General features: G+C 68.5%; 17 protein-coding genes and 3 pseudogenes. 5 read left to right on the top strand and 15 right to left on the bottom strand.

Going from position 1 to position 23,357, the window contains the following annotated elements; translation table 11 throughout:
• Positions 1 to 6 precede the first annotated feature (6 nt).
• The 8 genes from ACZ4N5_RS20950 to ACZ4N5_RS20915 all read right to left on the bottom strand — a co-directional run bounded on the left by ACZ4N5_RS20950 (position 7) and on the right by ACZ4N5_RS20915 (position 11,751).
• Positions 7 to 1,239 (bottom strand): sarcosine oxidase subunit beta family protein, encoded by a 1,233-nt coding sequence (locus tag ACZ4N5_RS20950; RefSeq protein ID WP_099918837.1) that lies wholly within the window; start codon positions 1,237 to 1,239, stop codon positions 7 to 9.
• Positions 1,236 to 2,600: a serine hydroxymethyltransferase gene (gene glyA, locus ACZ4N5_RS20945; protein WP_467758563.1), complete on the bottom strand. Its 1,365-nt coding sequence runs from the start codon at positions 2,598 to 2,600 to the stop codon at positions 1,236 to 1,238. The genes ACZ4N5_RS20950 and glyA overlap by 4 nt, the downstream gene beginning before the upstream one ends.
• Positions 2,597 to 3,457, bottom strand: a complete 861-nt coding sequence (locus ACZ4N5_RS20940) for a bifunctional methylenetetrahydrofolate dehydrogenase/methenyltetrahydrofolate cyclohydrolase (RefSeq protein ID WP_467758562.1) — start codon at positions 3,455 to 3,457, stop codon at positions 2,597 to 2,599. The genes glyA and ACZ4N5_RS20940 overlap by 4 nt, the downstream gene beginning before the upstream one ends.
• Positions 3,458 to 3,494: 37 nt before the next feature.
• A complete protein-coding gene (locus ACZ4N5_RS20935) occupies positions 3,495 to 5,933 on the bottom strand; it encodes a GcvT family protein (protein ID WP_467758561.1) in 2,439 nt (812 codons plus the stop codon).
• 249 nt (positions 5,934 to 6,182) lie between these two features.
• On the bottom strand, positions 6,183 to 7,151 hold the full coding sequence (locus ACZ4N5_RS20930) for an ABC transporter substrate-binding protein (protein ID WP_467758560.1): 969 nt from the start codon (positions 7,149 to 7,151) through the stop codon (positions 6,183 to 6,185).
• Between the two features lie 12 nt (positions 7,152 to 7,163).
• Positions 7,164 to 9,173 carry an ABC transporter permease gene (locus tag ACZ4N5_RS20925; protein WP_467758559.1) on the bottom strand — a complete coding sequence of 670 codons (2,010 nt, stop codon included), beginning with the start codon at positions 9,171 to 9,173 and terminating at the stop codon, positions 7,164 to 7,166.
• On the bottom strand, positions 9,173 to 10,261 hold the full coding sequence (locus ACZ4N5_RS20920; RefSeq protein WP_467758558.1) for a quaternary amine ABC transporter ATP-binding protein: 1,089 nt from the start codon (positions 10,259 to 10,261) through the stop codon (positions 9,173 to 9,175). Before ACZ4N5_RS20920 ends, ACZ4N5_RS20925 begins: the two co-directional genes overlap by 1 nt.
• Before the next feature lie 20 nt (positions 10,262 to 10,281).
• Positions 10,282 to 11,751, bottom strand: a complete 1,470-nt coding sequence (locus ACZ4N5_RS20915; protein ID WP_467758557.1) for an aldehyde dehydrogenase family protein — start codon at positions 11,749 to 11,751, stop codon at positions 10,282 to 10,284.
• A gap of 219 nt (positions 11,752 to 11,970) precedes the next feature.
• Here ACZ4N5_RS20915 and purU point away from each other — a divergent pair, with 219 nt between their 5' ends.
• Positions 11,971 to 12,843, top strand: a complete 873-nt coding sequence (gene purU / locus ACZ4N5_RS20910) for a formyltetrahydrofolate deformylase (RefSeq protein ID WP_467758556.1) — start codon at positions 11,971 to 11,973, stop codon at positions 12,841 to 12,843.
• A 212-nt stretch (positions 12,844 to 13,055) separates the two neighbouring features.
• Here the strand turns inward: purU and ACZ4N5_RS20905 are convergent, their stop codons facing one another.
• Positions 13,056 to 13,892, bottom strand: a complete 837-nt coding sequence (locus ACZ4N5_RS20905; RefSeq protein ID WP_467758555.1) for a methylenetetrahydrofolate reductase — start codon at positions 13,890 to 13,892, stop codon at positions 13,056 to 13,058.
• A gap of 3 nt (positions 13,893 to 13,895) precedes the next feature.
• Complete coding sequence (gene betA, locus ACZ4N5_RS20900; RefSeq protein WP_467758554.1) at positions 13,896 to 15,563, bottom strand: choline dehydrogenase; 1,668 nt, start codon at positions 15,561 to 15,563, stop codon at positions 13,896 to 13,898.
• A gap of 151 nt (positions 15,564 to 15,714) precedes the next feature.
• Here betA and ACZ4N5_RS20895 point away from each other — a divergent pair, with 151 nt between their 5' ends.
• Positions 15,715 to 16,512, top strand: coding sequence for an IclR family transcriptional regulator (locus ACZ4N5_RS20895; protein WP_467758553.1), 798 nt, complete (start codon positions 15,715 to 15,717; stop codon positions 16,510 to 16,512).
• A gap of 63 nt (positions 16,513 to 16,575) precedes the next feature.
• On the opposite strand, the gene ACZ4N5_RS20890 is transcribed toward ACZ4N5_RS20895, so the two are convergent.
• From ACZ4N5_RS20890 to ACZ4N5_RS20880, 3 genes are all read right to left on the bottom strand, one after another.
• Positions 16,576 to 17,706: an aromatic ring-hydroxylating oxygenase subunit alpha gene (locus ACZ4N5_RS20890; RefSeq protein ID WP_467758552.1), complete on the bottom strand. Its 1,131-nt coding sequence runs from the start codon at positions 17,704 to 17,706 to the stop codon at positions 16,576 to 16,578.
• A 130-nt stretch (positions 17,707 to 17,836) separates the two neighbouring features.
• Positions 17,837 to 19,000, bottom strand: a complete 1,164-nt coding sequence (locus ACZ4N5_RS20885; RefSeq protein ID WP_467758551.1) for an NAD(P)/FAD-dependent oxidoreductase — start codon at positions 18,998 to 19,000, stop codon at positions 17,837 to 17,839.
• Positions 18,997 to 19,359 carry a bifunctional 3-phenylpropionate/cinnamic acid dioxygenase ferredoxin subunit gene (locus tag ACZ4N5_RS20880; protein WP_075025955.1) on the bottom strand — a complete coding sequence of 121 codons (363 nt, stop codon included), beginning with the start codon at positions 19,357 to 19,359 and terminating at the stop codon, positions 18,997 to 18,999. The genes ACZ4N5_RS20885 and ACZ4N5_RS20880 overlap by 4 nt, the downstream gene beginning before the upstream one ends.
• A gap of 168 nt (positions 19,360 to 19,527) precedes the next feature.
• Here ACZ4N5_RS20880 and ACZ4N5_RS20875 point away from each other — a divergent pair.
• A pseudogene (locus ACZ4N5_RS20875) lies at positions 19,528 to 20,657 on the top strand (L-serine ammonia-lyase).
• 66 nt (positions 20,658 to 20,723) lie between these two features.
• Here ACZ4N5_RS20875 and ACZ4N5_RS20870 read toward each other — a convergent pair.
• Both ACZ4N5_RS20870 and ACZ4N5_RS20865 read right to left on the bottom strand, forming a co-directional pair.
• On the bottom strand, positions 20,724 to 21,356 hold the full coding sequence (locus ACZ4N5_RS20870) for an MBL fold metallo-hydrolase (protein WP_467758550.1): 633 nt from the start codon (positions 21,354 to 21,356) through the stop codon (positions 20,724 to 20,726).
• An 8-nt stretch (positions 21,357 to 21,364) separates the two neighbouring features.
• A complete protein-coding gene (locus tag ACZ4N5_RS20865; protein WP_099918851.1) occupies positions 21,365 to 22,450 on the bottom strand; it encodes an S-(hydroxymethyl)mycothiol dehydrogenase in 1,086 nt (361 codons plus the stop codon).
• Positions 22,451 to 22,750: 300 nt separating this feature from the next.
• Between ACZ4N5_RS20865 and ACZ4N5_RS20860 the strand changes: the two are divergent.
• Together ACZ4N5_RS20860 and ACZ4N5_RS20855 are read left to right on the top strand one after the other, a co-directional pair.
• Positions 22,751 to 22,912: pseudogene (locus tag ACZ4N5_RS20860) on the top strand (cytochrome P450); the annotation flags it as partial.
• 341 nt (positions 22,913 to 23,253) lie between these two features.
• Positions 23,254 to 23,357 (top strand): annotated as a pseudogene (locus tag ACZ4N5_RS20855) (DNA-directed RNA polymerase subunit alpha); the annotation flags it as partial.

Here is a 23,357-nt window from a genome sequence, read left to right as displayed (position 1 = left end):
GGCTCCCTAGTGGGCCACCGCGGCCGCGCCGTGCTCGTCGACGAGCGCGCCGGTGGTGAAACGGTCGAGCGAGAAGGGGGCGTTGAGGTGGTGAGGGGTGTCGTGGGCGATGGTGTGGGCGTAGACCCAGCCGACGCCCGGGGTGGCCTTGAATCCGCCGGTACCCCAGCCGCAGTTCAGGTAGAGGTTGTCGACCGGGGTGAGTCCGACGATGGGTGAGGCGTCGGGGCTGACGTCGACGATGCCGCCCCAGGTGCGCAGCACATGGGCGCGGGCGAAGACCGGGAAGAGTTCCAGGGCGGCGGACATCTGCTCTTCGATGATGTGGAAGGCGCCGCGCTGGGTGTAGGAGTTGTACGAGTCGATGCCCGCGCCCATCACCAGCTCGCCCTTGTGTGCCTGGCTGACGTACACATGGACCGCGTTGGACATGACGACCGTCGGGTGCACCGGTTCGAGGAGCTCGGAGACGAGCGCCTGCAACGGGTGGCTCTGCAGCGGCAGTTCGATGCCGGCCATGGCGGCGAGCACCGAGGTGTGGCCGGCCGAGCAGAGCGCCACCTTCCCCGCCGCGATCGGGCCGAGCGTCGTCTGCACTCCTACGACCCGGCCGCCGACGATGTCGAGGCCCGTGACCTCGCAGTTCTGGATGATGTCGATGCCGGCCGCGTCGGCGGAGCGGGCCAGGCCCCAGGCGACATGGTCGTGTTTGGCGATGCCGGCGCGCGGCTGGTAGGTGCCGCCCATGACCGGATAGCGCACGTCGGGCGAGATGTTGACGATCGGGCAGACGTCCTTGACCTGCCGCTCGTCGAGCCATTCGGCATCCACGCCGTTGAGCCGGTTCGCCTCGACGCGGCGCACGCTGTCGCGGACGTCCTGGAGGCTGTGGGCGAGGTTGAGCACACCGCGCTGGGAGAAGAGGATCGGGTAGTCGAGCTCCTCCTCCAGTCCCTCCCACAGCTTGAGCGCGTGCTCGTAGATCCCGGCGCTCTCGTCCCACAGGTAGTTGGAACGGATGATCGTGGTGTTGCGGGCCATGTTGCCGCCCGCCAGCCAACCCTTCTCCAGCACGGCGACGTTGGTGATGCCGTGGTTCTTCGCCAGATAGTGGGCGGTGGCGAGACCGTGGCCGCCGCCGCCGACGATCACCACGTCGTACGACCGCTTGGGCTCCGGCGTGCGCCACAGCCAGTCGGGGTGCTCGGGGAGCTCGGCGCCGGGGGTGCGGGGGCTCATCGGACTTCTCCGGCTTCTTGTGCTTCTGCTTCTGGTTCTGGTTCTGCTTCTGCTTCTGCTTCTGCTTCTGCTTCTGCTTCTGCTTCTGCTTCTGCTTCTGAAAGGTGCGGGTAGAGCGGGTGCTTGGCGGCCAGCGCCTCGCTGCGGGCGCGCAGGGCGGCGATGTCGGGCTCGGGCTGGAGGGCCAGGGCGATCACATCGGAGACCTCTTCGAAGTCGTCATCCGTGAAGCCTCGGGTGGCCAGCGCCGGGGTGCCGATACGCAGTCCCGAGGTGACCATGGGCGGGCGCGGGTCGAAGGGCACGGCGTTGCGGTTGACGGTGATGCCGATCTCGTGGAGCAGGTCTTCGGCCTGCCTGCCGTCGAGCTGGGAGTCCCGCAGGTCGACCAGGACGAGGTGGACGTCCGTGCCGCCGGTGAGGACCTTCACCCCGGCGGCCGCCGCGTCGGCCCGGGTGAGGCGTTCGGCGAGGATGCGGGAGCCGGCGAGCGTACGGGCCTGGCGCTCGGCGAACCCGGGTGACGCGGCGACCTTGAACGACACCGCCTTCGCGGCGATGACGTGCTCCAGAGGGCCGCCCTGCATGCCGGGGAACACCGCCGAGTTGATCTTCTTCGCGAGGTCGGCCTCATTGGTGAGGATGACGCCGCCGCGGGGACCCCCGAGCGTCTTGTGCGTCGTCGTGGTGGTGACGTGGGCGTGCGGTACGGGGTTGGGGTGCAGCCCGGCGGCGACAAGACCGGCGAAGTGCGCCATGTCGACCACGAGGAGGGCGCCCACCTCGTCGGCGATCCGCCGGAAGGCCGCGAAGTCCAGCTGCCGCGGGTACGCCGACCAACCCGCGATGATCATCTTGGGGCGGTGTTCCTTGGCGAGGCGTTCCACCTCGTCCATGTCGACGAGGTTGTCCGCCTCGGCGACGTGGTACGGCACGACGTTGAACATCTTGCCGCTGTAGTTGATGCGCATGCCGTGCGTGAGGTGCCCGCCGTGCGCGAGATCGAGGCCGAGGATGGTGTCGCCGGGCTGCAGCAGGGCGAAGAAGACGGCGGTGTTCGCCTGGGCGCCCGAGTGCGGCTGGACGTTGGCGAACCCGGCACCGAAGAGGGACTTGATCCGCTCGATGGCGAGGCGCTCGGTGACGTCGACGTGTTCGCAGCCGCCGTAGTAGCGGCGGCCGGGATAGCCCTCGGCGTACTTGTTGGTGAGGACCGAGCCCTGGGCCTCCAGCACGGCGGAGGGCGCGAAGTTCTCGGAGGCGATCATTTCGAGGGTCGACTGCTGGCGGTGCAGCTCGGCGCGGAGTGCGGCGTGGACCTCGGGGTCCAGCTCCGCCAGGGGGGTGTTCAGCGCGTTCATACGGCGTTCGCGTTCCTCTCGGCGGCCTCGACGACATTGGCGAGCAGCATCGCCCGCGTCATGGGTCCTACGCCCCCGGGCATCGGTGCGAGCCATCCGGCGACCTGGGTGGCGTCCGGGTGCACATCGCCGACCAGCCCGTGGTCGGTGCGGGTGATGCCGACGTCCAGGACCGCCGCGCCGGGGCGCAGCATGTCCTTGGTGATCAGCCCGGGCGAGCCGGCGGCCGCGATGACGATGTCCGCCTCGCGTACGTGCCAGGCCAGGCCCTTGGTGCCGGTGTGGCACAGGGTCACGGTGGCGTTCTCGGACTTGCGGGTGAGCAGCAGCCCGATGGGCCGTCCGACCGTGATGCCCCGTCCGATCACGCACACCCGCGCTCCGGCGAGCGGCACGTCGTGACGGCGGAGCAGTTCGACGATACCGCGCGGGGTGCACGGCATCGGGGCCTCGACGCCGAGGACGAGCCGGCCGAGGCTGACAGGGTGCAGGCCGTCGGCGTCCTTGGCCGGGTCCATGCGTTCCAGGACGGCGTTCGCGTCCAGGTGGCGCGGGAGCGGGAGCTGGACGATGTAGCCGGTGCAGGCCGGATCGGCGTTGAGCTCGTCGATCACGTCCTCGACCTGGCGCTGCGTGGCATCGGCGGGCAGTTCGCGGCGGATGGAGGCGACACCGATCTGCGCGCAGTCACGGTGCTTGCCGCCGACGTAGGCATGGCTGCCGGGGTCGTCGCCGACCAGGACCGTGCCGAGCCCGGGCGGGTGACCGTCGGTGGCCGTCAACTTGGCCACGCGTTCGGCGAGTTCGCGACGGATCGCGGCGGCGGTCGCCTTGCCGTCGAGCAGCTGTGCGGTCACTGGCAGTACTCCTTCCCTCGAAGCCGACGATGTCGTGCTAGCCACGGAGGCGGGACATGGTCGGGTCGAACAGGGGCTCCTCGGCGACGACCGCCTCGACGCGCTGGTCGAAGTAGCCGATGTGCACGGTGGTGCCGGGGGTGGCGAGTTCCGCCGGGAGCCACGCGTAGGCGATGCCCTTGCCGATCGTGTAGCCGTAGGCGGCGCTGGTGACATGGCCGACGGGGCGGTCGCCGTCGTACACCGGCTCCTTGCCCAGGACGACGGCCCCCGGGTCGTCGACGGTGAGGCAGGTGAGCTTGCGCCGCACGTCGGCCTTGCGCCGCTCCAGCGCGGCCTTGCCGATGAAGTCGTCCTTGTCGAGCTTGACGGCGAAGCCGACCCCGGCCTCGTAGGGGTCGTGTTCGTAGGTCATGTCGGTGCCGAAGGAGCGGTAGCCCTTCTCCAGACGCAGGCTGTTGAAGGCGCCGCGGCCGGCGATGACGCCGCCGAGCGGCTCGGCCGCCTGCCACAGGGTGTCCCAGAGTTTCAGGCCCTGGTCGGCGGTGGTGTAGAGCTCCCAGCCGAGCTCACCGACGTACGACAACCGCATGGCGGTGACGGGCACCGAGCCGATGTAGGCGCGCTTGGCGCGGAAGTACTTCAGGCCGTCGTTCGAGAAGTCCGCGTCGGTGAGGGGCCCCAGGACCTTGCGGGCGAGCGGTCCCCACAGGCCGATGCAGCAGGTGCCCGGGGTGATGTCACGGACCTGGACCGTGCCGTCGGCGGGGAGGTGGCGGGTGAACCAGTCGAGGTCCAGGTTGCCGTTGGCGCCGACCTGGAAGAGGTCGCGGGCCAGGCGGGCGACGGTGATGTCGCTGCGGATGCCGCCGTCGTGGTCGAGGAGCAGGGTGTACGTCACCGAGCCGACCGACTTGGCGACCTTGCCGGTGCACAGGCGCTCCAGGAAGTCGGCGGCACCGGGGCCGCTGACCTCCAGGCGTTTGAGGGCCGTCATGTCGTACATCGCGACGGTCTCACGGGTGGCCTGTGCCTCGGCGCCGACGATGGGCGACCAGTAGCGCGCGGCCCAGTCGTTGGGCGTGGGGATGGAACGGCCCTCGACCAGGCCCGCGTTGGCCTCGTACCACTGGGGGCGCTCCCAGCCGTTCGCCTCCAGGAAGAAGGCACCCAGTTCCCGCTGGCGGGCGTAGAAGGGGCTCGTGCGGATCGGGCGCGGGTCCCCCGACGGCTGGAGGGGGTGCAGGATGTCGTAGACCTCGACGAAGTTCTGGCAGTCGCGGGCCAGGACGTACTCCGGGGCGAGCTGGTGCGGCTCGAAGCGGTTGACGTCGCACTCGTGCAGGTCGAAGGACGAGCAGTAGCCGTCGACCAGCCATTCGGCCATGGCCCGGCCGACGCCCGCGGAGTGGGTGACCCAGACGGCCTCGGCGACCCAGAAGCCCTTGACGTCAGGGGATTCACCGAGGAGCGGCTGGCCGTCGGTGGTGAAGGAGAACAGGCCGTTGATGCCCTCCTCGACCTTGGCCTCCCGCGTCGCGGGGAGCAGGGACTGGGTCTCGGTCCAGGCGTCCTCGAAGTCGTCCTCGGTGAACTTCAGGACCGACGGCATCGCGTCGGCCTCGTCCACGGACAGGATCTCGTCGACGGAGACCGGCATCGGACGGTGGCCGTAGTAGCCGATGCCCAGGGTGTCGAAGCGGTCGCAGTAGTAGAGATCGGCGTCCTGGTGGCGCAGGATCGGGCGCACCGCCTCCTCGGTCTGGCCCGCCAGCGCCGGTACCGGCCCGGTCCAGGCCAGTTGGTGGCCGAGGGGGGTGAGCGGGAGGTTCATGCCGACCATGCGGGCGATCTTCGGGCCCCAGATGCCGGCGCAGCACACGACGATGTCGGCGGGGATCTCGCCCTGGTCGGTGAGGACGCCGATGACGCGGCCCTCGCTCTGCCGCACGTCGAGGACTTCGTGGCGGGCGAGGAAGCGCACACCGCGCTCGGTGGCCCGGCGGATCTGCGCCTCGACGGCGAGGACGGCCTTCGCGAGGCCGTCGGTCGGTACCAGGAGGCCGCCGAGGACCTTGTCCGGGTTCACGAGCGGGTGCTGCTCGACGCACTCTTCGGGGCTCAGCAGCCGGGCCTCGATGCCCCAGGCGGTGATCCAGCCGTGGCGGCGGTGCAGCTCCGCGACGCGCTCGGGGGTGGTCGCCACTTCGAGGCCGCCGACCTGCAGGAAGCAGGGCCGGCCGTCGACGTCGAGGGAACAGAACTTCTCGACCGTGTAGCGGGCCAACTCGGTCATGGTCTTGGAGGAGTTCGTCTGGAAGACCAGGCCCGGGGCGTGCGACGACGATCCCCCGGTGGCAGGGAGCGGGCCCTGGTCGACCACGGTCACTTCGGTCCAGCCTCGCGCGGAAATCTCGTCGGCGAGCGCCGCTCCCACGACGCCCGCTCCGATGATGACCACTCGGGGTCCCGCCATCGCCGCACCTCCGACTTGAAAGCAATCAAGTTGCTGTCTGCGCAACATGCTTCAGGTTGCGCAACTCAATGTGCCTGTCACGAGGAGTGGGTGTCAAGGGGTCCGTGACGTCGGAAAACAGCCCGAAACGCGACGAGGCCCGGCAGGCTGCCAGCGCAGCCTGCCGGGCCCGTCCGGCGGGTTTCCGGGTCGCTCGTGCGTCAACGGTCCAGCTCCGGAGGGGTGCCGGAGACGGAGCCGCGTCGCGCCCTACTTGATCCAGGCGTCGACCTTGTCGCGGTTGGCGTCGACCCACTTCTTCGCCGCCGCCTCGGCCGACATCTTGTCCACGGCGATGTACTTGGCCACGACGTTCTGATCGTCGTTCGTCCAGTTGAACTTCTTCACCAGGTCAAAGGCCGGACTGCCCGACTTGGCGAACTTGGCGCTGACGATCTTGTCGAGGTCGTACACGGGATAGTCGCAGGCGACCTTCGCCGCATCGGCGTCACAGCCCGTCTTGTACGTGGGCAGATTGACCTTGACCAGCGGCACCTCGGACAGGAACCACTGCGGCTCGTAGAAGTAGCCGATCACCCATTCCTTGTTCTTCTCGGCCTTCCGGTAGGCCTGGATGAGCGCGGTCTCGCTTCCCGCGTACACCACCTTGAAGTCCAGCTTCAGGTTCTTCACCAGCGCCTCGTCGTTGGTGACGTACGACGGGTCGCCGTCGAGCAGCTGGCCCTTGCCGCCCGACTCCGAGGTCTTGAACTGGGATGCGTACTTGTCCAGGTTCTTCCAGTCGGTGATGTCCGGGTGCGCCTTCGCCAGCCACGGCGGCACGTACCAGCCGATGATGCCTTTGTTGCCGGTCTGACCCGCCTCGACGGCGGTCTTCTGCCCGGTGATGTACTTCTTCTTCAGATCGTCGTGACCCCAGTTCTCCAGAACGGCGTCGACCTCGCCCGTCCCGAACCCCTGCCAGGCGATCTCTTCCTTCAGGTCCTTCTTGGTTACCTTGCAGCCGAGCTTGTGCTCCGCGACATAGGCGACGACCGCCGCATCGGCCTCGTACCCCACCCACGGGTTGACCGCGAGGTTGAAGGTGCCGCACTTGCCCGAGCTGTCCGAGCCGGCGGAGCTGTCACCGACCTTCGCACCGCCGCAGGCGGTGAGGGTGAGGCCGAGGACCGCTATGCCGGCCGCGCCGACTCTCCACTGTCGTGCTTGCCTTGCCATGGTCAGTGCTCCTTATGCGCTCGCGCGTCGCGCCGCTGCCTGAGTGATCCGGTCGAACATGACACCGAGCAGTACGATGGCGAGCCCCGCCGCCAGCCCCTTGCCGTACAGCTCTCCCTGCGAGAATCCGGCCACGACGTCGTAGCCGAGGGCGCCCGCTCCTACCAGGCCGCCCACAACAACCATCGACAGCACGTAGATCAGTCCCTGGTTGGTCGCGAGCGTCAGGGCACTGCGTGACATCGGCAGTTGAACCTTGGTGATGATCTGCCAGGTGTTGCACCCGGCAGCCGTGGCCGCCTCGAGGGTGGTCTCGGGCACGGCCCGCACTCCGTCCGCGATGATCTTTATGGCGACCGGAACCGCGTAGACGACGGCAGCGACGATCGCCGTGAAGCGTGTCGCGCCGAACAGCGCGAGGAACGGCACGAGATAGACGAACGGCGGCATGACCTGCGCAGCGTCCAGGGTGGGCCGCAGCAGCCGGTCCACAAGCAGGCTGCGCCCCATCCACACCCCGAAGGTGACACCCAACACCATCACCAGAACCGTCGCCACCACGGTCGACGCCAGCGTCGTCATGCTGTCCGACCACACGCCCGTGCCGACCAGCAGTCCCACGCACACGGCTGTGGTGACCCCGGCGCGCCATCCGCCGAGCACCGCGCCGAGCGCCACCAGGGCCGCGCCGACCAGCCACCACGGGGAGTCGGTCAGCAGCGTCTGGAACGGATTGAGAAGGCCGTTGGTGATGGCATCGCGGAAGGCGTTCGTGATGCCCGACAGATTGTCCTGCGCCCAGGTGGTCACATCGTCCGCCGCGCTCGCGATGGTGCTGCCGGTGCTGCCCTCGCCGGGGAACTCGGCCGCCCACACGTACGTGTGCGACAGATACACCAGCACCGCCGCCGCCACTCCTCCTCCCACCAGCAGCGGTCGCCGCCACTTGAGGAAGCGGTTCCCCGAGCGCCGGGCCGCCTCCGCCCGTCCGCTCGCCGCGGTCGTGACCCGGTCAAGGACGATGGCCATGACGACAATGGCCAGGCCCGCGTTGAACGCCGTGCCGACGTCCAGCGACTGCAGGGCCTGGACGACGGTCTTTCCGAGGCCGGGTGCGTCGATCAGCGCCGCGATGGTCACCATGGCCAGGGCGGCCATGATGGTCTGATTGACGCCCATCACCACGGTCCGCTTGGACATCGGCAGCAGGACCTTCAGCAGCGTCTGCCGCCGCGTCGAGCCCAGCGAGTCGGCCGCTTCGACGGTGGTCTCCGGTACGGAGCGGATGGCGTGCGCGGTGATGCGGATCGCCGGCGGTGCCGCGTAGATCAGTGTGGCGATCGTGGCGGAGGCGGGACCGATGAGGAAGAACAGCGTCAGGGGAGCCAGATAGACGAAGGTCGGCATCGTCTGCATGAAGTCCAGAAAGGGCGTCATGATCCGGTTGAACCGGTCGGACAGCCCCGCCCACACACCCAGCGGGATCGCGAACAGCAGCGCCACGAAGACCGCGGAGAGGGTCAGCGCCAGGGTGTCCATGCTCTCCTGCCACAGGCCCTGCAGCCCGAAAAAGGTGAAGCCGGCCACGGCCAGCAGGGCGACCCGCCAGTTGCCCACGGCCCAGGAGATGTAGCCGGCGATGCCGACGACGCCGAGCCAGCCGATCTGCGGCAGCGGTCGGCCGTCGGAAGGCTGGGAGATCAGCGACTGGATGAAGGTCACCAGGTTGTCGATGACCAGACGGATCTCGTTGAAGAAGTACAGGAAGAGCGGATTGGAGTTGCGGTCGGCGCCGATCGTGTCGTTGACGTCGTTGAACCAGCGGTGCAGATCGGTGAGGTCCGCCGCCGCCAGTGTGAGGGTCTGCTTTCCGCGCAGCAGGGCGAAGAGCACCAGCCAGGTCACCAGGATCGCGGCCACCACCATGCGGCGGCTGACCTTGCGCACACCCGCGACGGGCGCGGTCTTCTCCGCTTGCTCCGCCGTGTCAGCGTTATCCGGCTTCTCCAGGGCGACGGTCATCACATGTCGCCTTCCTGCCCGGCGACCACCGCGAGGATCTCCTCGTCACCGACGATGCCGAGCAGCTTGCCGTTCTCGACGACCTTGACCGGCTTGTCCGCCGCCAGTACGGCCCGGGTGGCTTCCCGCACCACGACGTCCGGGCCCAACTCGGGACCGTCCAGGGCGTCGCCGTCCACCACCGGACGCATGATCCACCGCAGAGTCAGTACGTCGCCGCGCGGCACGTCCTTGACGAAGTCGCGTACGTAGTCGTCGGCCGGGGCACCGACCAGTTCGTCGCCGGTACCGCACTGGACCATCTTGCCGTCACGCATGATGAGGATGCGGTCGCCCAGCTTGAGCGCCTCGGAGAGGTCGTGGGTGATGAACACCATCGTCTTGCCGACCTCGTGGTGCAGACGGATGACCTCGTTCTGCATGTCACGGCGGATCAGCGGGTCGAGCGCCGAGAACGGTTCGTCGAAGAGCAGCACGTCCGGATCACCGGCCAGCGCCCGGGCGAGACCGACGCGCTGCTGCATACCGCCGGAGAGCTGGTCGGGGTAGGAGTTCTCATAGCCGGAGAGGCCGACCAGTTCGACGACCTCCAGCGCCCGCTTGGTGCGCTCGGCCTTGCTCATGCCGCGGATCTCCAGACCGAAGGACACGTTGTCGACGACCCGGCGGTGGGGCAGCAGCCCGAAGTGCTGGAAGACCATGGAGAACTTGCGGCGCCGCAGTTCACGCAGACGCTTGTCGTCCGCGTCGCGGATGTCCTCGCCCTCGAAGACGATCTCCCCGGCGGTGGGTTCGATCAGCCGGGTCAGACATCGCACCAGGGTGGACTTGCCGGAGCCGGACAGACCCATGACGACGAAGACCTCGCCGGTCGAGACCTCGAAGTTCACGTCGCGCACGGCGGCGGTGCATCCGGTGCGGTCCATCAGCTCGCGGCGGGTGAGCCCGCACAGCTCCTCGGAGTCCGGTACCTGGTCTGCCTTCGGCCCGAACACCTTCCACAGCTTGCGCACGGATATGACCGGGGTGGGGGCCGAGTCCTGTGGCGTGCCGCGCCGCTGCGGCACCTCGGTCTGTGCTGGGGTCACGATCGACCTCTTTTCGGCGTTCAGCCGCGGAACCAGTGCTGCGGCCGGGGTTGGATGTTCTGCCAGATGTGCTTGGGCTCTCGGTACTCGTCCAGGCCGGTCGGTCCCAGCTCCCGGCCCACGCCCGAGTGCCCGAAGCCACCCCATTCCGCTTGCGGCACGTAGGGGTGGTAGTCGTTGATCCACACCGTGCCGTGGCGCAGCCGCCGGGCGACCCGCTGGGCCTTTCCGGCGTCCTGCGTCCAGACGGCGCCGGCGAGTCCGTACTCGGTGTCGTTGGCGATGCGTACGGCGTCGTCCTCGCCGTGGAAGCGCTCCACGGTGAGCACGGGGCCGAAGGACTCCTCGTGCACGACACGCATGTCCTGCCGGCACTCGTCGAGCACGGTGGGCGGATAGTAGTGGCCGTTCGCCAGTGCGGGGTCGCCGGGGCGTTCGCCGCCGCAGCGCAGTACGGCGCCTTCGGCGAGGCCCGCCGCGACATACGCCTCGACCTTCTCCCGGTGATGCGCGGAGATCAGGGCCCCGGTCTCGGCCTCGGGGTCGAAGGGTCCGCCGAGGCGGATCTGCCGGGCGCGGCGGACGACCTCGTCGACGAAGGCGTCGTGGAGGGAGTCCTCGACGATCAGACGGGCGCCTGCCGAGCAGACCTGGCCCGAGTGCAGAAAGACGGCCGTGAGGGCGAAGTCCACGGCCGTCTCGAAATCGGCGTCGGCGAAGATGACGTTGGGGTTCTTGCCGCCGAGCTCCAGCGCCACCTTTTTCACCGTCGAGGCGGCGGTGGCCATGATGCGCTTGCCGGTCTCCAGGCCTCCCGTGAAGGACACCATGTCGACGGCCGGTTCCTCGGAGAGCGGTGCGCCCACCTCGGGGCCCGTGCCCAGGACGAGATTGGCGGCGCCGCCCGGGAGCCCGGCCTCCTCAAGGGCCCGCATCAGCAGGATCGAGGTGGAGGGGGTGAGCTCGCTGGGCTTGAGGACGATCGTGTTGCCCGCGAGCAGGGCGGGCGCGACCTTCCACGACGCCTGGAGCAGCGGGTAGTTCCAGGGGGTGATGAGCCCGCACACGCCGACCGGTTCGTAGACGACGCGGCTGACGGCGTCGTCGCGGCCGGTGTCGATCACCCGGCCGGCATCGGTGCCCCCGATCCCGCCGTAGTAGCGGAAGCAGGAGACGACGTCGGCGATGTCGTACTCGCTCTCCACCAGCCGCTTGCCGGTGTCCAGCGATTCGGCGCGGGCGAATTCCTTGGCGTCGCGCTCGATGAGGTCGGCGGTGCGCAGCAGCAGCGCACCGCGTTCCCGCTCGGGGGTGTGCGGCCAGGGTCCTTCGTCGAAGGCCCGGCGGGCCGCGGCGATCGCGGCCTCGGTGTCGGGACGCGTCCCCTCGGACACGGTCGCCGCGAGCGTGCCGTCAGCGGGACAGCGGATTTCCCGGTGCCCTCCGGCCACCGCGTCGCGCCATTCTCCATCCACATACAGGTCTGCCACGTGTGGAGCCCTTCGAGCGAATTCCGTTGCGCATCGTGCACCGTATTGCTTGTGGTGGAACACCCTGGCGAATGTGCGGACATACGTCAAGGGGTTGGCGGATGACGATTTCGCCATGCGGGCAGTTGCGCGGCCGCTCTTGACCGCAAGCGGCGCCAAGCCCAACCATGTTGCGTATCGCTCACCATGTTGTGCATTGCGCACCGACGGAGGCTGCACATGTCCCCTCGACCGCATCCTGGCCGTGAGTACGTCCTCACTCTCTCGTGTCCGGACAGCGCCGGACTGGTCCACGCCGTGAGCGGCTTTCTCGTCAGGAACTCCGGCAACATCCTGGAGAGCCAGCAGTTCGATGATCGACTCCAGGGCCGTTTCTTCATGAGGGTCCATTTCGACGTTTCCGATCCAAACGCCGATTTGAAAAATCTGCGTTACCGATTCGGTCCGGTCGCCGAGGCCTACCGGATTTCCTGGACCCTCTGGGACGCCTCGACACCGACCCGGACGCTCATCATGGTGTCCAAGTTCGGACACTGCCTCAACGATCTGCTCTTCCGGCAGCGCACCGGCGCTCTCAACATCGAGATCCCCGCGATCGTCTCCAATCACCGGGAGTTCGAGGGACTGGCGGAGACCTACGGCGTCCCCTTCCACCACATCCCGGTGACCAAGGACACCAAGGCCGACGCCGAGGCGCGCCTGCTGGAGCTCGTGCGCGAGCTGGACATCGACCTGGTGGTGCTGGCCCGCTACATGCAGGTCCTCTCCGACGACCTGTGCAAACAGCTGGAGGGCCGCGCCATCAACATCCACCACTCCTTCCTCCCCAGCTTCAAGGGCGCGCGCCCCTACCAGCAGGCGTACGCGCGCGGGGTGAAGCTTGTCGGCGCGACGGCGCACTATGTGACACCGGACCTGGACGAGGGACAGATCATCGATCAGGACGTGGTCCGGGTGGACCACTCCCTCGATCCGGACGAGCTGGTCACGGTCGGGCGGGATGTGGAGGCGCAGGTGCTCGCACACGCGGTGAAATGGCACAGCGAAAGCCGCGTCATGGTGGACGGCAACCGCACGGTTGTCTTCCGCTGAGCCGAGCACGAGCGATGGGCGGGCCGGAATCCGGCCCGCCCATCGCTGTATACGGCACTCTGACGCCGGCTCTTGGGGCGCAGGCCGACACAAACAGCCCGTCCGGCGTTTGAGGACGAGGCGTTGAGGCGACAGGGCGGTCTGGGGGCGCAGCCCCCAGCGAGGCCCGCTGCGCCCCGGGCGCCAGTGAGGCTCCCCCAGGGCGCCCCTGGCTAGCCTCCCAACCGGTCAAGCACAGCGCAGCGCCACCGCTCGGTCTCGGCGATCTGGTTGAAGGTGAAGAGGTGCAGGCCGGCGACCCCCGCCGAGGGAGAAGAGAGCGCGCCCACGGAACGGGCGAGCAGCCGCTCCGGCGAGTAACCGCCGGGTGTCGCGAAGCGCAGGAACCACGAGGCGTGCCTGGTCAGAAAGCGCGTCGACTCCCCCACCCCGATCTTCGCCGCCATGGACAGCAGCTTCGCCCGCTGCACCGGCCCCGCGACGCCCACGTGGACGGGCAGGGTGATATCGCGGCGGCGTATCCGGCCGACCCAGTCACCCAGCACGCGCGGGTCGAAGCAGAGGTTGCTCACGATGTACGTGGCGTACGCGCGCTTGTCCCACATCGCCTGGATGGTGACGTCGTCGTGGATGAGCGGATGGCTCTCGGGGTAACCGGTGATGCCGACATGAGCGAAGGGGCTGCCCAGCTCGCTCAGCCTGCGCAGCACCGGTAGTGCCCCGTCGTAGGCCCCGGCCGGCGGATCGGCGTCGCCGGCCGGGACGAAGACGTCGTCGACGCCCGCCTCCCGGAGCCGGTCGACGACATCCTTCAGGTGCGCGTCGTCCCGCAGCAGCCGCGCGGGCACGTGCGGGACGACGCGACAGCCGTGCGCCGTGAGCCGGGTGGCGAGGTCGAGCGTCGGTTCCAGGCCCTTGACCGGCGACGCCGTCACGGTGACGACGACGTCGCGCGGGACATGGGCGAGGACCTTGTCCTCGGTCGCCTTCGCGGGCAGCACCTCGTAGCGGACGCTGTGCAGCAGCGCCCGGAAGTGTTCGACGTCCAAGGTCTAACCGGCCTGCTTCTGGGCGTCGCGGTAGCGGTAGTACGCGGCCTTGGAAGGGGCCAACGGGTCCTTGTCCAGGATGAGGTCGGCCGCCTTCTCCGCGATCATCATCACCGGCGCGTAGATGTTGCCGTTGGTGACATAGGGCATCACCGACGCGTCGACGACGCGCAGTCCCTCCACACCGTGCACGCGCATGCTGGTGGGGTCGACGACGGACATCTCGTCGGTGCCCATCTTGCAGGTGCACGAGGGGTGCAGGGCGGTCTCACCCTCCGTCGCGACCCAGGCGAGGATCTCCTCGTCGCTCTCCACGGACGGGCCGGGTGAGATCTCCCCGTCGTTGTACGGGGCCAGCGCGGGCTGGTTGAGGAGCTTGCGGGCGACGCGGATCGACTCGACCCACTCGCGGCGGTCCTGTTCCGTGGACAGGTAGTTGAAGCGCAGCGCCGGGTGCTCGTTCGGGTCCTTGCTCTTGATCTTCACCGAGCCGATGGCGTCGGAGTACATGGGACCGACGTGCACCTGGTAGCCGTGCCCGCCGGCGGGCGAGGAGCCGTCGTAGCGGACCGCGATCGGCAGGAAGTGGAACATCAGGTTGGGGTAGTCCACGTCCTCGTTGCTGCGGGCGAAGCCGCCGGCCTCGAAGTGGTTGGTCGAGGCGGGGCCCTTGCGGAAGAGCCATTGCAGGCCGATGAAGGGGGCGCGCCACTTCGCCATGTACGGCTGCACGGAGACGGGCTGCTTGCAGGCGTACTGGATGTACACCTCCAGGTGGTCCTGCATGTTCTCGCCGACGCCCGGGAGGTCGTGGACGACGTCGATGCCGATCGCGCTCAGTTCCTCGGCGTTGCCGACGCCGGAGAGCTGCAGCAGCTGAGGGGAGTTGATCGCGCCGCCGCAGAGGATGACCTCGCGGGCTCGCACCTGCTGGACCTTGCCGCGCCGCCGGTACTCGACACCGACAGCACGCTTGCCCTCGAAGAGGACGCGGGTGACCAGGGCGCGGGTGGTGACGGTGAGGTTGGGCCGCTTCTTCGCGGGCTTGAGGTACGCCTTCGAGGCCGACAGACGGCGTCCCCTGTGGACGTTGCGGTCGAAGGGGGCGAAACCCTCCTGCTGATAGCCGTTGACATCGTCGGTGCGGGGATAGCCCGCCTCCTGGACGGCCTTGAGGAAGGCGGTGAACAGCGGGTTGGAGGCGGGGCCGCGTTCGAGGACGAGGGGGCCGTCGTGGCCGCGGAACTCGTCGTCGGGGTCGGCCGCGAGACAGTTCTCCATCCGCTTGAAGTACGGCAGACAGTGCGCGTAGTCCCAGGACTCCATTCCGGCATCGGCGGCCCAGCGCTCGTAGTCCATGGGGTTGCCACGCTGGAAGATCATGCCGTTGATGCTGCTGGAACCGCCCAGCACCTTGCCGCGCGCGTGGTAGATGCGCCGGTCGCCCATGTGAGGCTCGGGTTCGGACTCGTACTTCCAGTCGTAGAACCGGCTGCCGATCGGATAGGTCAGCGCCGCGGGCATGTGGATGAAGACATCCCACGGATAGTCGGGCCGGCCGGCCTCCAGGACCAGCACCTGGTTGCCCGGGTCGGCGGAGAGTCGGTTCGCCAGTGCGCTGCCGGCGGATCCACCGCCGACGATGACGAAGTCGTATTGCAGGGGAGCCATGGTGCCTCGTCTCGCTCGCGCCGTAGATACGCGTGGCATGCTAGTACGGGTATCGCTATACGCACTAGGTTGCGAGCAACGCAACTTGCAAGGTCTACGTTTCGACGCTGTTACTTGCCATGCTGTTGTTTACTGCGCGTATAGTTTCGCTATGAGCAACTATGGTCCAGATACCGAAACGACGGGTTCGCAGTCCGGCGGGGTACAGTCCGTCGACCGCGCCATCAGCGTGCTGGAAATCCTGGCCCAGCGCGGCGAGGCCGGCGTCAGCGAGGTGGCCGCCGAGATCGATGTTCACAAGTCGACCGCGTTCCGGCTGCTCGGCGCCCTGGAGGCGCGCGGTCTGGTGGAGCAGGCGGGCGAGCGCGGCAAATACCGCCTCGGCTTCGGCATCGTACGCCTGGCCGGCGGGGTCACGGGACGCATCGACATCACCCAGCAGGGCCGCCCGGTCTGCGAGCGCCTCGCCGAGGAGATCGGCGAGACCGTCAACATCGCCGTGATGCAGGAGCACTACGCGATCAACCTGTACCAGGTGCGCGGCCCGGGGGCCGTCACCGCGCACAACTGGGTCGGCCAGCTGACCCCGTTGCACGCCACGTCCAGCGGCAAGATCCTGCTGGCCCACATGCCCGCCAAGCAGCGCGCCGCGCTACTGTCCGAGGCCGGCCTGAAGAAGGTGACCCCGCACACCCTGACCTCGAAGACGAAGCTCGAGAAGAATCTCGCCGAGGCTCGGGAGCGTGGCTACGCCTGGACCCTGGAAGAGCTGGAGATCGGGCTCCACGCCATGGCCGCGCCGGTCCGCGACCGGGACGGAGAGGTCATCGCGGCACTCAGCGCCTCCGGCCCCGCATACCGGTTCACCGAGGAGCGCATGCACGAGCTCGCTCCGGTGCTGGTCAAGGGCGCGGAGGAGATCAGCCATCGGATGGGCTACCTGGGCTGAACGCCCAGGTGCCGCCGCCGACGGCACCTTCAGCCGCCGCCGTCGACCTGCCGAGAACCGCTGCTACTGCGACTGTCCTGTCCCGAGACGCTCCTGGACCCAGTCGTGGAACTCGCCGATGTGGTGCTCGCTGGGCACCAGTACGCCGCCCTTGGCGTACAGCCGGGAGTTCATCGCGGGCTGACAGCGCTCGCACGCGTCGAAGTCCTGCCGGTTGACGCGGTCGAAGAGCTCCACCGACCGGCTGACATCCTTGCCGCTTTCGACGACGTGCTTGAGGTAGAGCCAGTCGCACTCGACGATCGTGCGGTCCGCGGCAACCGGGTACATCCGGTGGAAGATCACATGGTCGGGGACGAGGTTGATGAACACCTGCGGCCTGACGGTGATCGCGTAGTAGCGGCGGTCCTGCTCCTCGGAGACCCCCGGAATGCGGTCCAGTCCCTCGGAGCCGTCAATGGTGAAGCCCTTGACCTCGGCGCCGAACTCCGCGCCGTGACCCACGTAGTACTGAGCGGCGTACCCGTCGGCGAACTCCGGGAGTACCTCGGTGAGTTCGGGGTGGATCGTGGCGCAGTGGTAGCACTCCATGAAGTTCTCGACGATCAGCTTCCAGTTCGCCTTGACGTCATAGACGATCCGCTTGCCGACCTCGAGGTTCTCCATGTCGTAGTGCTCGATCGACTCGGTGTCGCCGAGGCGTGCGACGACGTCCTGCACGACCTCCTCGAAGGGAGGCGGGTTCTCCGCGAGGCACACCCACACATAGCCGAGCCATTCATGGGTCGCCACGCCGGCCAGGCCGTACTCCGTGCGGCTGACGTCGGGCATCTTGGTGAGGTTGGGCGCGGCGACGAGTTTGCCCGTCAGGTCGTACGTCCAGGCGTGGTAGGGGCACTGGAAGGCACGCTTGACCTCGCCGGCCTCCTCGGTGCAGAGCTTGGCTCCGCGGTGGCGGCAGACGTTGAAGAAGGCGCGTATGGAGTTGTCCCGTGCGCGCGTGATCAGGATGCTCTCGCGGCCCACCTCGACGGTCCGGAAGGCGCCGGGCTTGGCCAGATCCGAGGAGCGTACGGCGCAGAACCACATCGTTTCGAAGATGCGCTCCTGCTCCTGGGCGAAGGTCCCCGGATCCGTGTAGGAGGAGCCGGGCAGGGTGGCGATCAGGCTGTCCGGCAGGCTGGTCGAGGTCACAGTGCACTCCTCGGAGAACGTCGTGGATCGGTCATTCACGCGCCGGGATGAGCGACTCCGGACGGCGTTTTGCATGGAGCAACGCTGCGTTCTATACGCAACAGGAGCATGAAATGCCGCATCGATGATGTCAAGATGTCGCGGCGGTGAGCTGCTTGCGCCAACGCATGAAAAGCCGCGGCTGGTTCATCGCGAGCACGGCGACCGGATGCCCGGCACGACGGTAGACGGCCAGAAAACTGCGGTCGCCCGGGACGCCTTCCTCGACCGTCACACTGTCGGCACCGGCTGAATGACCGGCGAACTGGATCTTCACGCCGTACTGGTCCGACCAGAAGTACGGCGGCCGGAGCACACCCGGCTCCGCCGCACCCCACGACAGCAGCGTGGCCACGGCCGCGTCGGGCCGCTCGCGCGCACCGGTCCAGTGCTCGACGCGGCGGTGGATCCCCGCGTGGGGGTCGTACCAGGAGGCGCAGTCACCGACGGCGACCACACCGGCGAGGCTGGTGCGGCCGTCCGCGCCGCACTTGACGCCGTTGTCGAGCGCGACGCCGGATCCTTCCAGCCACTCGACGCACGGACGCGCGCCGACACCGACGACGACGGTGTCGGCGGGGATACTGCGGCCGTCCTCGAGCAGGACGGCGTCGACCCGGCTCCCCCCGCTCAGCCCCTTGACCCCCACGCCGCACAACAGCCGTACGCCGTGGTCCGCATGGAGGGCGGAGACGATGCCGCCCATGGTCTCGCCGAGCGGTCCGGCGAGCGGCGTCGGCGCCGCCTCGACCACCGTCACGTCGAGTCCGAGAGCGTAGGCGGTGGAGGCGACCTCGGCGCCGATGAACCCGCCGCCGATCACGACCAGCCGCCCGCCCAGGGCCAGTTCGTCCCGCAGGGCGCGGGCGTCGTCCAGGGTGCGCAGGGTGTGCACCCCGGCCAGGCCGTCGGTGCCGGGCAGCGTCCGCGCGGCCGCGCCGGTCGCGATGACGAAGCCGTCGGCCCGGACCTCGCGGCCGTCGGCGAGCCGCACGGCGCGATCCGCGCTGTCGAGTCCGGCGGCGCGGGCGCCGAGCAGCCACTCGGCCTGCAGGTCCTCGTCGTCCGACTCCAGCGCGAGATCGGCTTCGCCGATGTCACCGGCCAGGAACTCCTTGGACAGCGGCGGCCTGTCGTACGGGCGGTGCGGTTCGTCGCCGATGATGACCAGCCGCCCGTCGTACCCCCGTCTCCGCAACGAGCGCGCCGCCGACAGACCGGCCAGCGAGGCACCCACCACGGCCACTGTCCTCACGCGGGACCTCCGGCGAGCCGGGACGCAACACAGGGCGGCAGGTTGGGTGCCTCCGTGGACGGCCGGACGTAGATCATGCCGTCCTCGATGAGGACCTCATGGGTACGGACCGGACGCTTGGCCGGCGGAGCGTCGACGGCTCCGGTCCGGAGGTCGAACTTCGAAGCATGCAGCGGGCATTCCACCTCGCAGCCCTCCAACCAGCCGTCGGCGAGCGACGCGTCCTGGTGGGTGCAGGTGTCATCGATGGCGAAGACCTCGCCGTCATCGGTGTGGAACACCGAAACCGGCGGATCGATGTCTAGCCGGTAGGCCTCGCCTCGCGGCAGATCCACGAGAAGGCACGCGGGAATCATCATGACACCTCGGTGCGTATAGCGAAACGGATTGCGGTAAGCGCAACGCCAGTTTGAGGGCGGTCCCAAACCCTTGTCAAGGCATTCAGAGGACAGGCCGACCCCTTGTTCAACGTTGCTTTTTACGCAACGCTTTGCGCCATAGACAACACACCGCATGAAGGAGTCGGCGTGGCGATCAGCGTCTTCGACCTGTTCAAGGTGGGCATCGGACCGTCGAGCTCCCACACCGTCGGGCCCATGAAGGCCGCCCGCCTCTTCGTCACCGGGCTGCACGAAGACGGCCTGCTCCCCCGCACCGCCTCGGTCCGGGCAGAACTCTTCGGATCGCTCGGCGCCACCGGTCACGGCCACGGCAGCGGCAAGGCGGTACTCCTCGGCCTCGAAGGCGAGGATCCGGAAACCGTCGACACCGACACCGTGGACGACAGGGCGCACCGGATCCCTTCGGCTCGGCATCCGAACTGCTGCTGCGCGCCTACGAGACCAGCCTGCCGATCAGCAGGGTGATGCTCACCAACGAGCTGTCCCGGCGGAGCGAGAGCGAGGTGCGCGCCGGCCTGCTGCGGATCTGGAGGGTGATGCAGGAGTGCGTGGAGCGCGGCTGTTCACGGACCGAGACCACCCTGCCCGGGCGGCTGCAGGTGCCCCGCCGTGCCCCGCAGCTGCTGCGCAGCCTCGCCGAGGACTCCCAGGATGTGGATCCGCTGCACATCATGGACTGGGTCAACCTCTTCGCGCTGGCCGTCAACGAGGAGAACGCCTCGGGCGGTCGCGTGGTCACCGCGCCCACCAACGGTGCGGCCGGGATCGTGCCCGCGGTGCTGCACTACTACACGCGCTTCGTTCCCGGGGCCGACGAGGACGGGGTCGTCCGCTTTCTGCTCGCCGCCGGCGCGGTGGGGGCGCTGTTCAAGGAGAACGCGTCGATCTCCGGGGCCGAGGTGGGCTGCCAGGGCGAGGTCGGGTCCGCCTGCTCCATGGCCGCCGCCGGTCTCGCCGAGGCGCTCGGCGGCACGCCGGAGCAGGTCGAGAACGCCGCGGAGATCGGCATGGAGCACAATCTCGGGCTGACCTGCGACCCGGTCGGAGGCCTGGTCCAGATCCCCTGCATCGAGCGGAACGCCCTCGCATCCGTCAAGGCGATCAATGCGGCACGAATGGCGCTGCGCGGCGACGGCACCCATGTGGTCTCACTCGACAAGGTCATCAAGACGATGCGCGAGACCGGTGCCGACATGAAGGTGAAGTACAAGGAGACCTCGCGCGGCGGCCTCGCGGTCAACGTCATCGAGTGCTGAGACGTCAACAAGTGCCGAGCGTCTTCGAATATCGAGACGAGGCTGCCGCCGCGCGGTCGGCAGGGGTCAGAATCCGCGGTCGATCCATTCCTGGAGATGCGGGGCCTCGGCGGCGATGGTGGTCGTCTCCCCGTGACCGGTGTGCACGACCGTGTCGCCCGGCAGGGTCAGCAGCCGGTCCCGGATCGAGTCGACGATCGTGCCGAAATGGCTGTACGACCTTCCCGTCGCCCCCGGTCCGCCCGCGAAGAGCGTGTCACCGCTGAAGAGTGCCTTCAGGCCGGGCGCGTACAGGCACACCGCGCCGGGGGCATGGCCGGGAGTGTGCAGCACGGTCAGCTCGACACCCGCCACCGTGACGACCTGCCCGTCGGCCAGTTCGCCGTCGGGTGACCGCTCCGGGTGGGTCTGCTTCCACAGCGGCAGGTCGTCGCCGTGGAGCAGGATCGGAGCACCGGTACGGTCGGCGAGTTCGGGGGCTGCGTCGATGTGGTCGTTGTGGGCGTGAGTGCACACGATGGCCCGCAGCGTGCGTCCGCCGAGGGCTTCGGCAATCGCCTCGGCGTCGTGCGCAGCGTCGATGACGACGGCCTCGGTGTCGTCACCGATGATCCAGACATAGTTGTCGACGTCCCAGGTGCCACCGTCCAGGGAGAACGTCCCCGAGGTGACGAGGTGTTCGATGCGCGCACCCGCCATGCCGGCCATCAGAAGACCACCACCGAGCGCAGTACGTCGCCGCCGTGCATCCGCTCGAAGGCCTTCTCGACCTCGTCCAGTGCGATGGTCTCCGTGACGAAGGCGTCCAGATCCAGTCGGCCCTGCAGGTAGAGATCGATGAGCATCGGGAAGTCACGGGAGGGCAGGCAGTCGCCGTACCAGGAGGACTTCAGCGCGCCGCCCCGGCCGAAGACGTCCAGCAGCGGCAGTTCGAGTTTCATCTCCGGGGTCGGTACGCCGACGAGGACAACAGTGCCGGCCAGGTCTCGGGCGTAGAAGGCCTGCTTGTACGTCTCCGGGCGGCCGACCGCCTCGATGACGACGTCCGCGCCGAAGCCGCCGGTCAGCTCGCGGATGGCCTCCACCGGATCGCCCTGCTTGGAGTTGACGGTGTGGGTCGCGCCGATCTTCTTCGCAGTCTCGAGTTTCCGGTCATCGATGTCGACCGCGATGACGGTGGCCGCTCCGGCGAGCCGGGCGCCGGCGATCGCCGCGTCCCCCACGCCACCGCAGCCGATGACCGCCACGCTGTCACCGCGTCCGACGTTGCCGGTGTTGATGGCCGCGCCGATGCCCGCCATCACTCCGCAGCCCAGCAGTCCGGCGGCGGCCGCCGATGCCGCCCGGTCGACCTTGGTGCACTGCCCCACCGCCACCAGCGTCTTCTCCGCGAACGCGCCGATGCCCAGGGCCGGGGACAGCTCGGTGCCGTCGGTCAAGGTCATCTTCTGCTTCGCGTTGTGGGTGTTGAAGCAGTACTGCGGCCGTCCACGCAGACAGGCCCGGCACTGCCCGCACACGGCACGCCAGTTGAGGATGACGAAGTCACCCGGAGCGACGTCGGTGACGCCCTCCCCCACCGACTCCACGACACCCGCGGCCTCGTGGCCCAGCAGGAACGGGAAGTCGTCGTTGATGCCACCCTCGCGATAGTGCAGATCGGTGTGACAGACCCCGCAGGCCTCGATCTTCACCAGCGCCTCGCCCGGGCCGGGGTCGGGCACGATGATCGTTTCCAGGCTGACGGGGGCGCCTTTCCCCCGCGCAACGACAGCACGGACCTGGTGAGTCATGGCCACTCCTCAGCTGGTACGAGACCTGATTCAAATGTTGCTTATTACGGCACGTATCTCACGTGTCGCAACACAGCATTATGGAGGGCCGGGCAGGGGTCAAGGATCCGAACACACAGAACGCCGACTGGACAGGGGCGCCCCTGCCCCTCATCGGCACCCGTTCGCCCCGCAGGATCGCGACCTGTTCGCGCGGCCGGAGCTCACGTCCAGGTGGCGGATCACGCCCATGCCGGGGTCGCCGGTCGGGACACGGCGGATCTCCTCGCCCTCCGGCCGCGTGCCCACGTGTGGTCCGTCGGCGAGCAGGTCGACCTCGTCGCCGGCCTGGCGGTGCCCCCGGTCATCGTGATCTGCGAACTGCTGGGAGTCCCAGAGATCGACCGGCCCGAGGTCCAGCGCTGGTCCGCCGAGTTGTTCGCCGCCGGGAAGCCCGACCTCATCGACGCGGCCTCGCACGCCGATCGCCGTCCTGTGCGCCACCGCGCTCGTCGGCCTGGGATGGGTGCTGTGGAAGGCACACCTGCGGGAGCTGTTTCCTCGCGAACGTCGGCGAGGCAGTGTCCGGCCGACTGCGGCCCGGCGACTCCGGAGCCAACACCGCTGCCGATCACATTGCGGTACTGGACGATGCCCTCGCGCAGATCCCGGACGCTCACCGGCACGGCACCGAGATACTCCAACGACCCGTCGGCCGCGGCTCAGCTACGCCATGGCGTACTCTGCGGCGGCCGTATCGCACGTACCCTTCGTGGTGTCTACGGCGTCCATAGCGGGCGCCAAACCACTGGAGGCAACACCACGTGCTGATTGCTCAGCGTCCCTCGTTGACCGAAGAGGTCGTCGACGAATTCCGCTCCCGGTTCGTGATCGAGCCGCTGGAGCCGGGCTTCGGCTACACCCTCGG

Source organism: Streptomyces sp. NPDC026500 (genome assembly GCF_055567635.1).
Note: the sequence above shows the minus strand (reverse complement) of the source record. Positions and strands in the feature narration are given on the sequence as shown.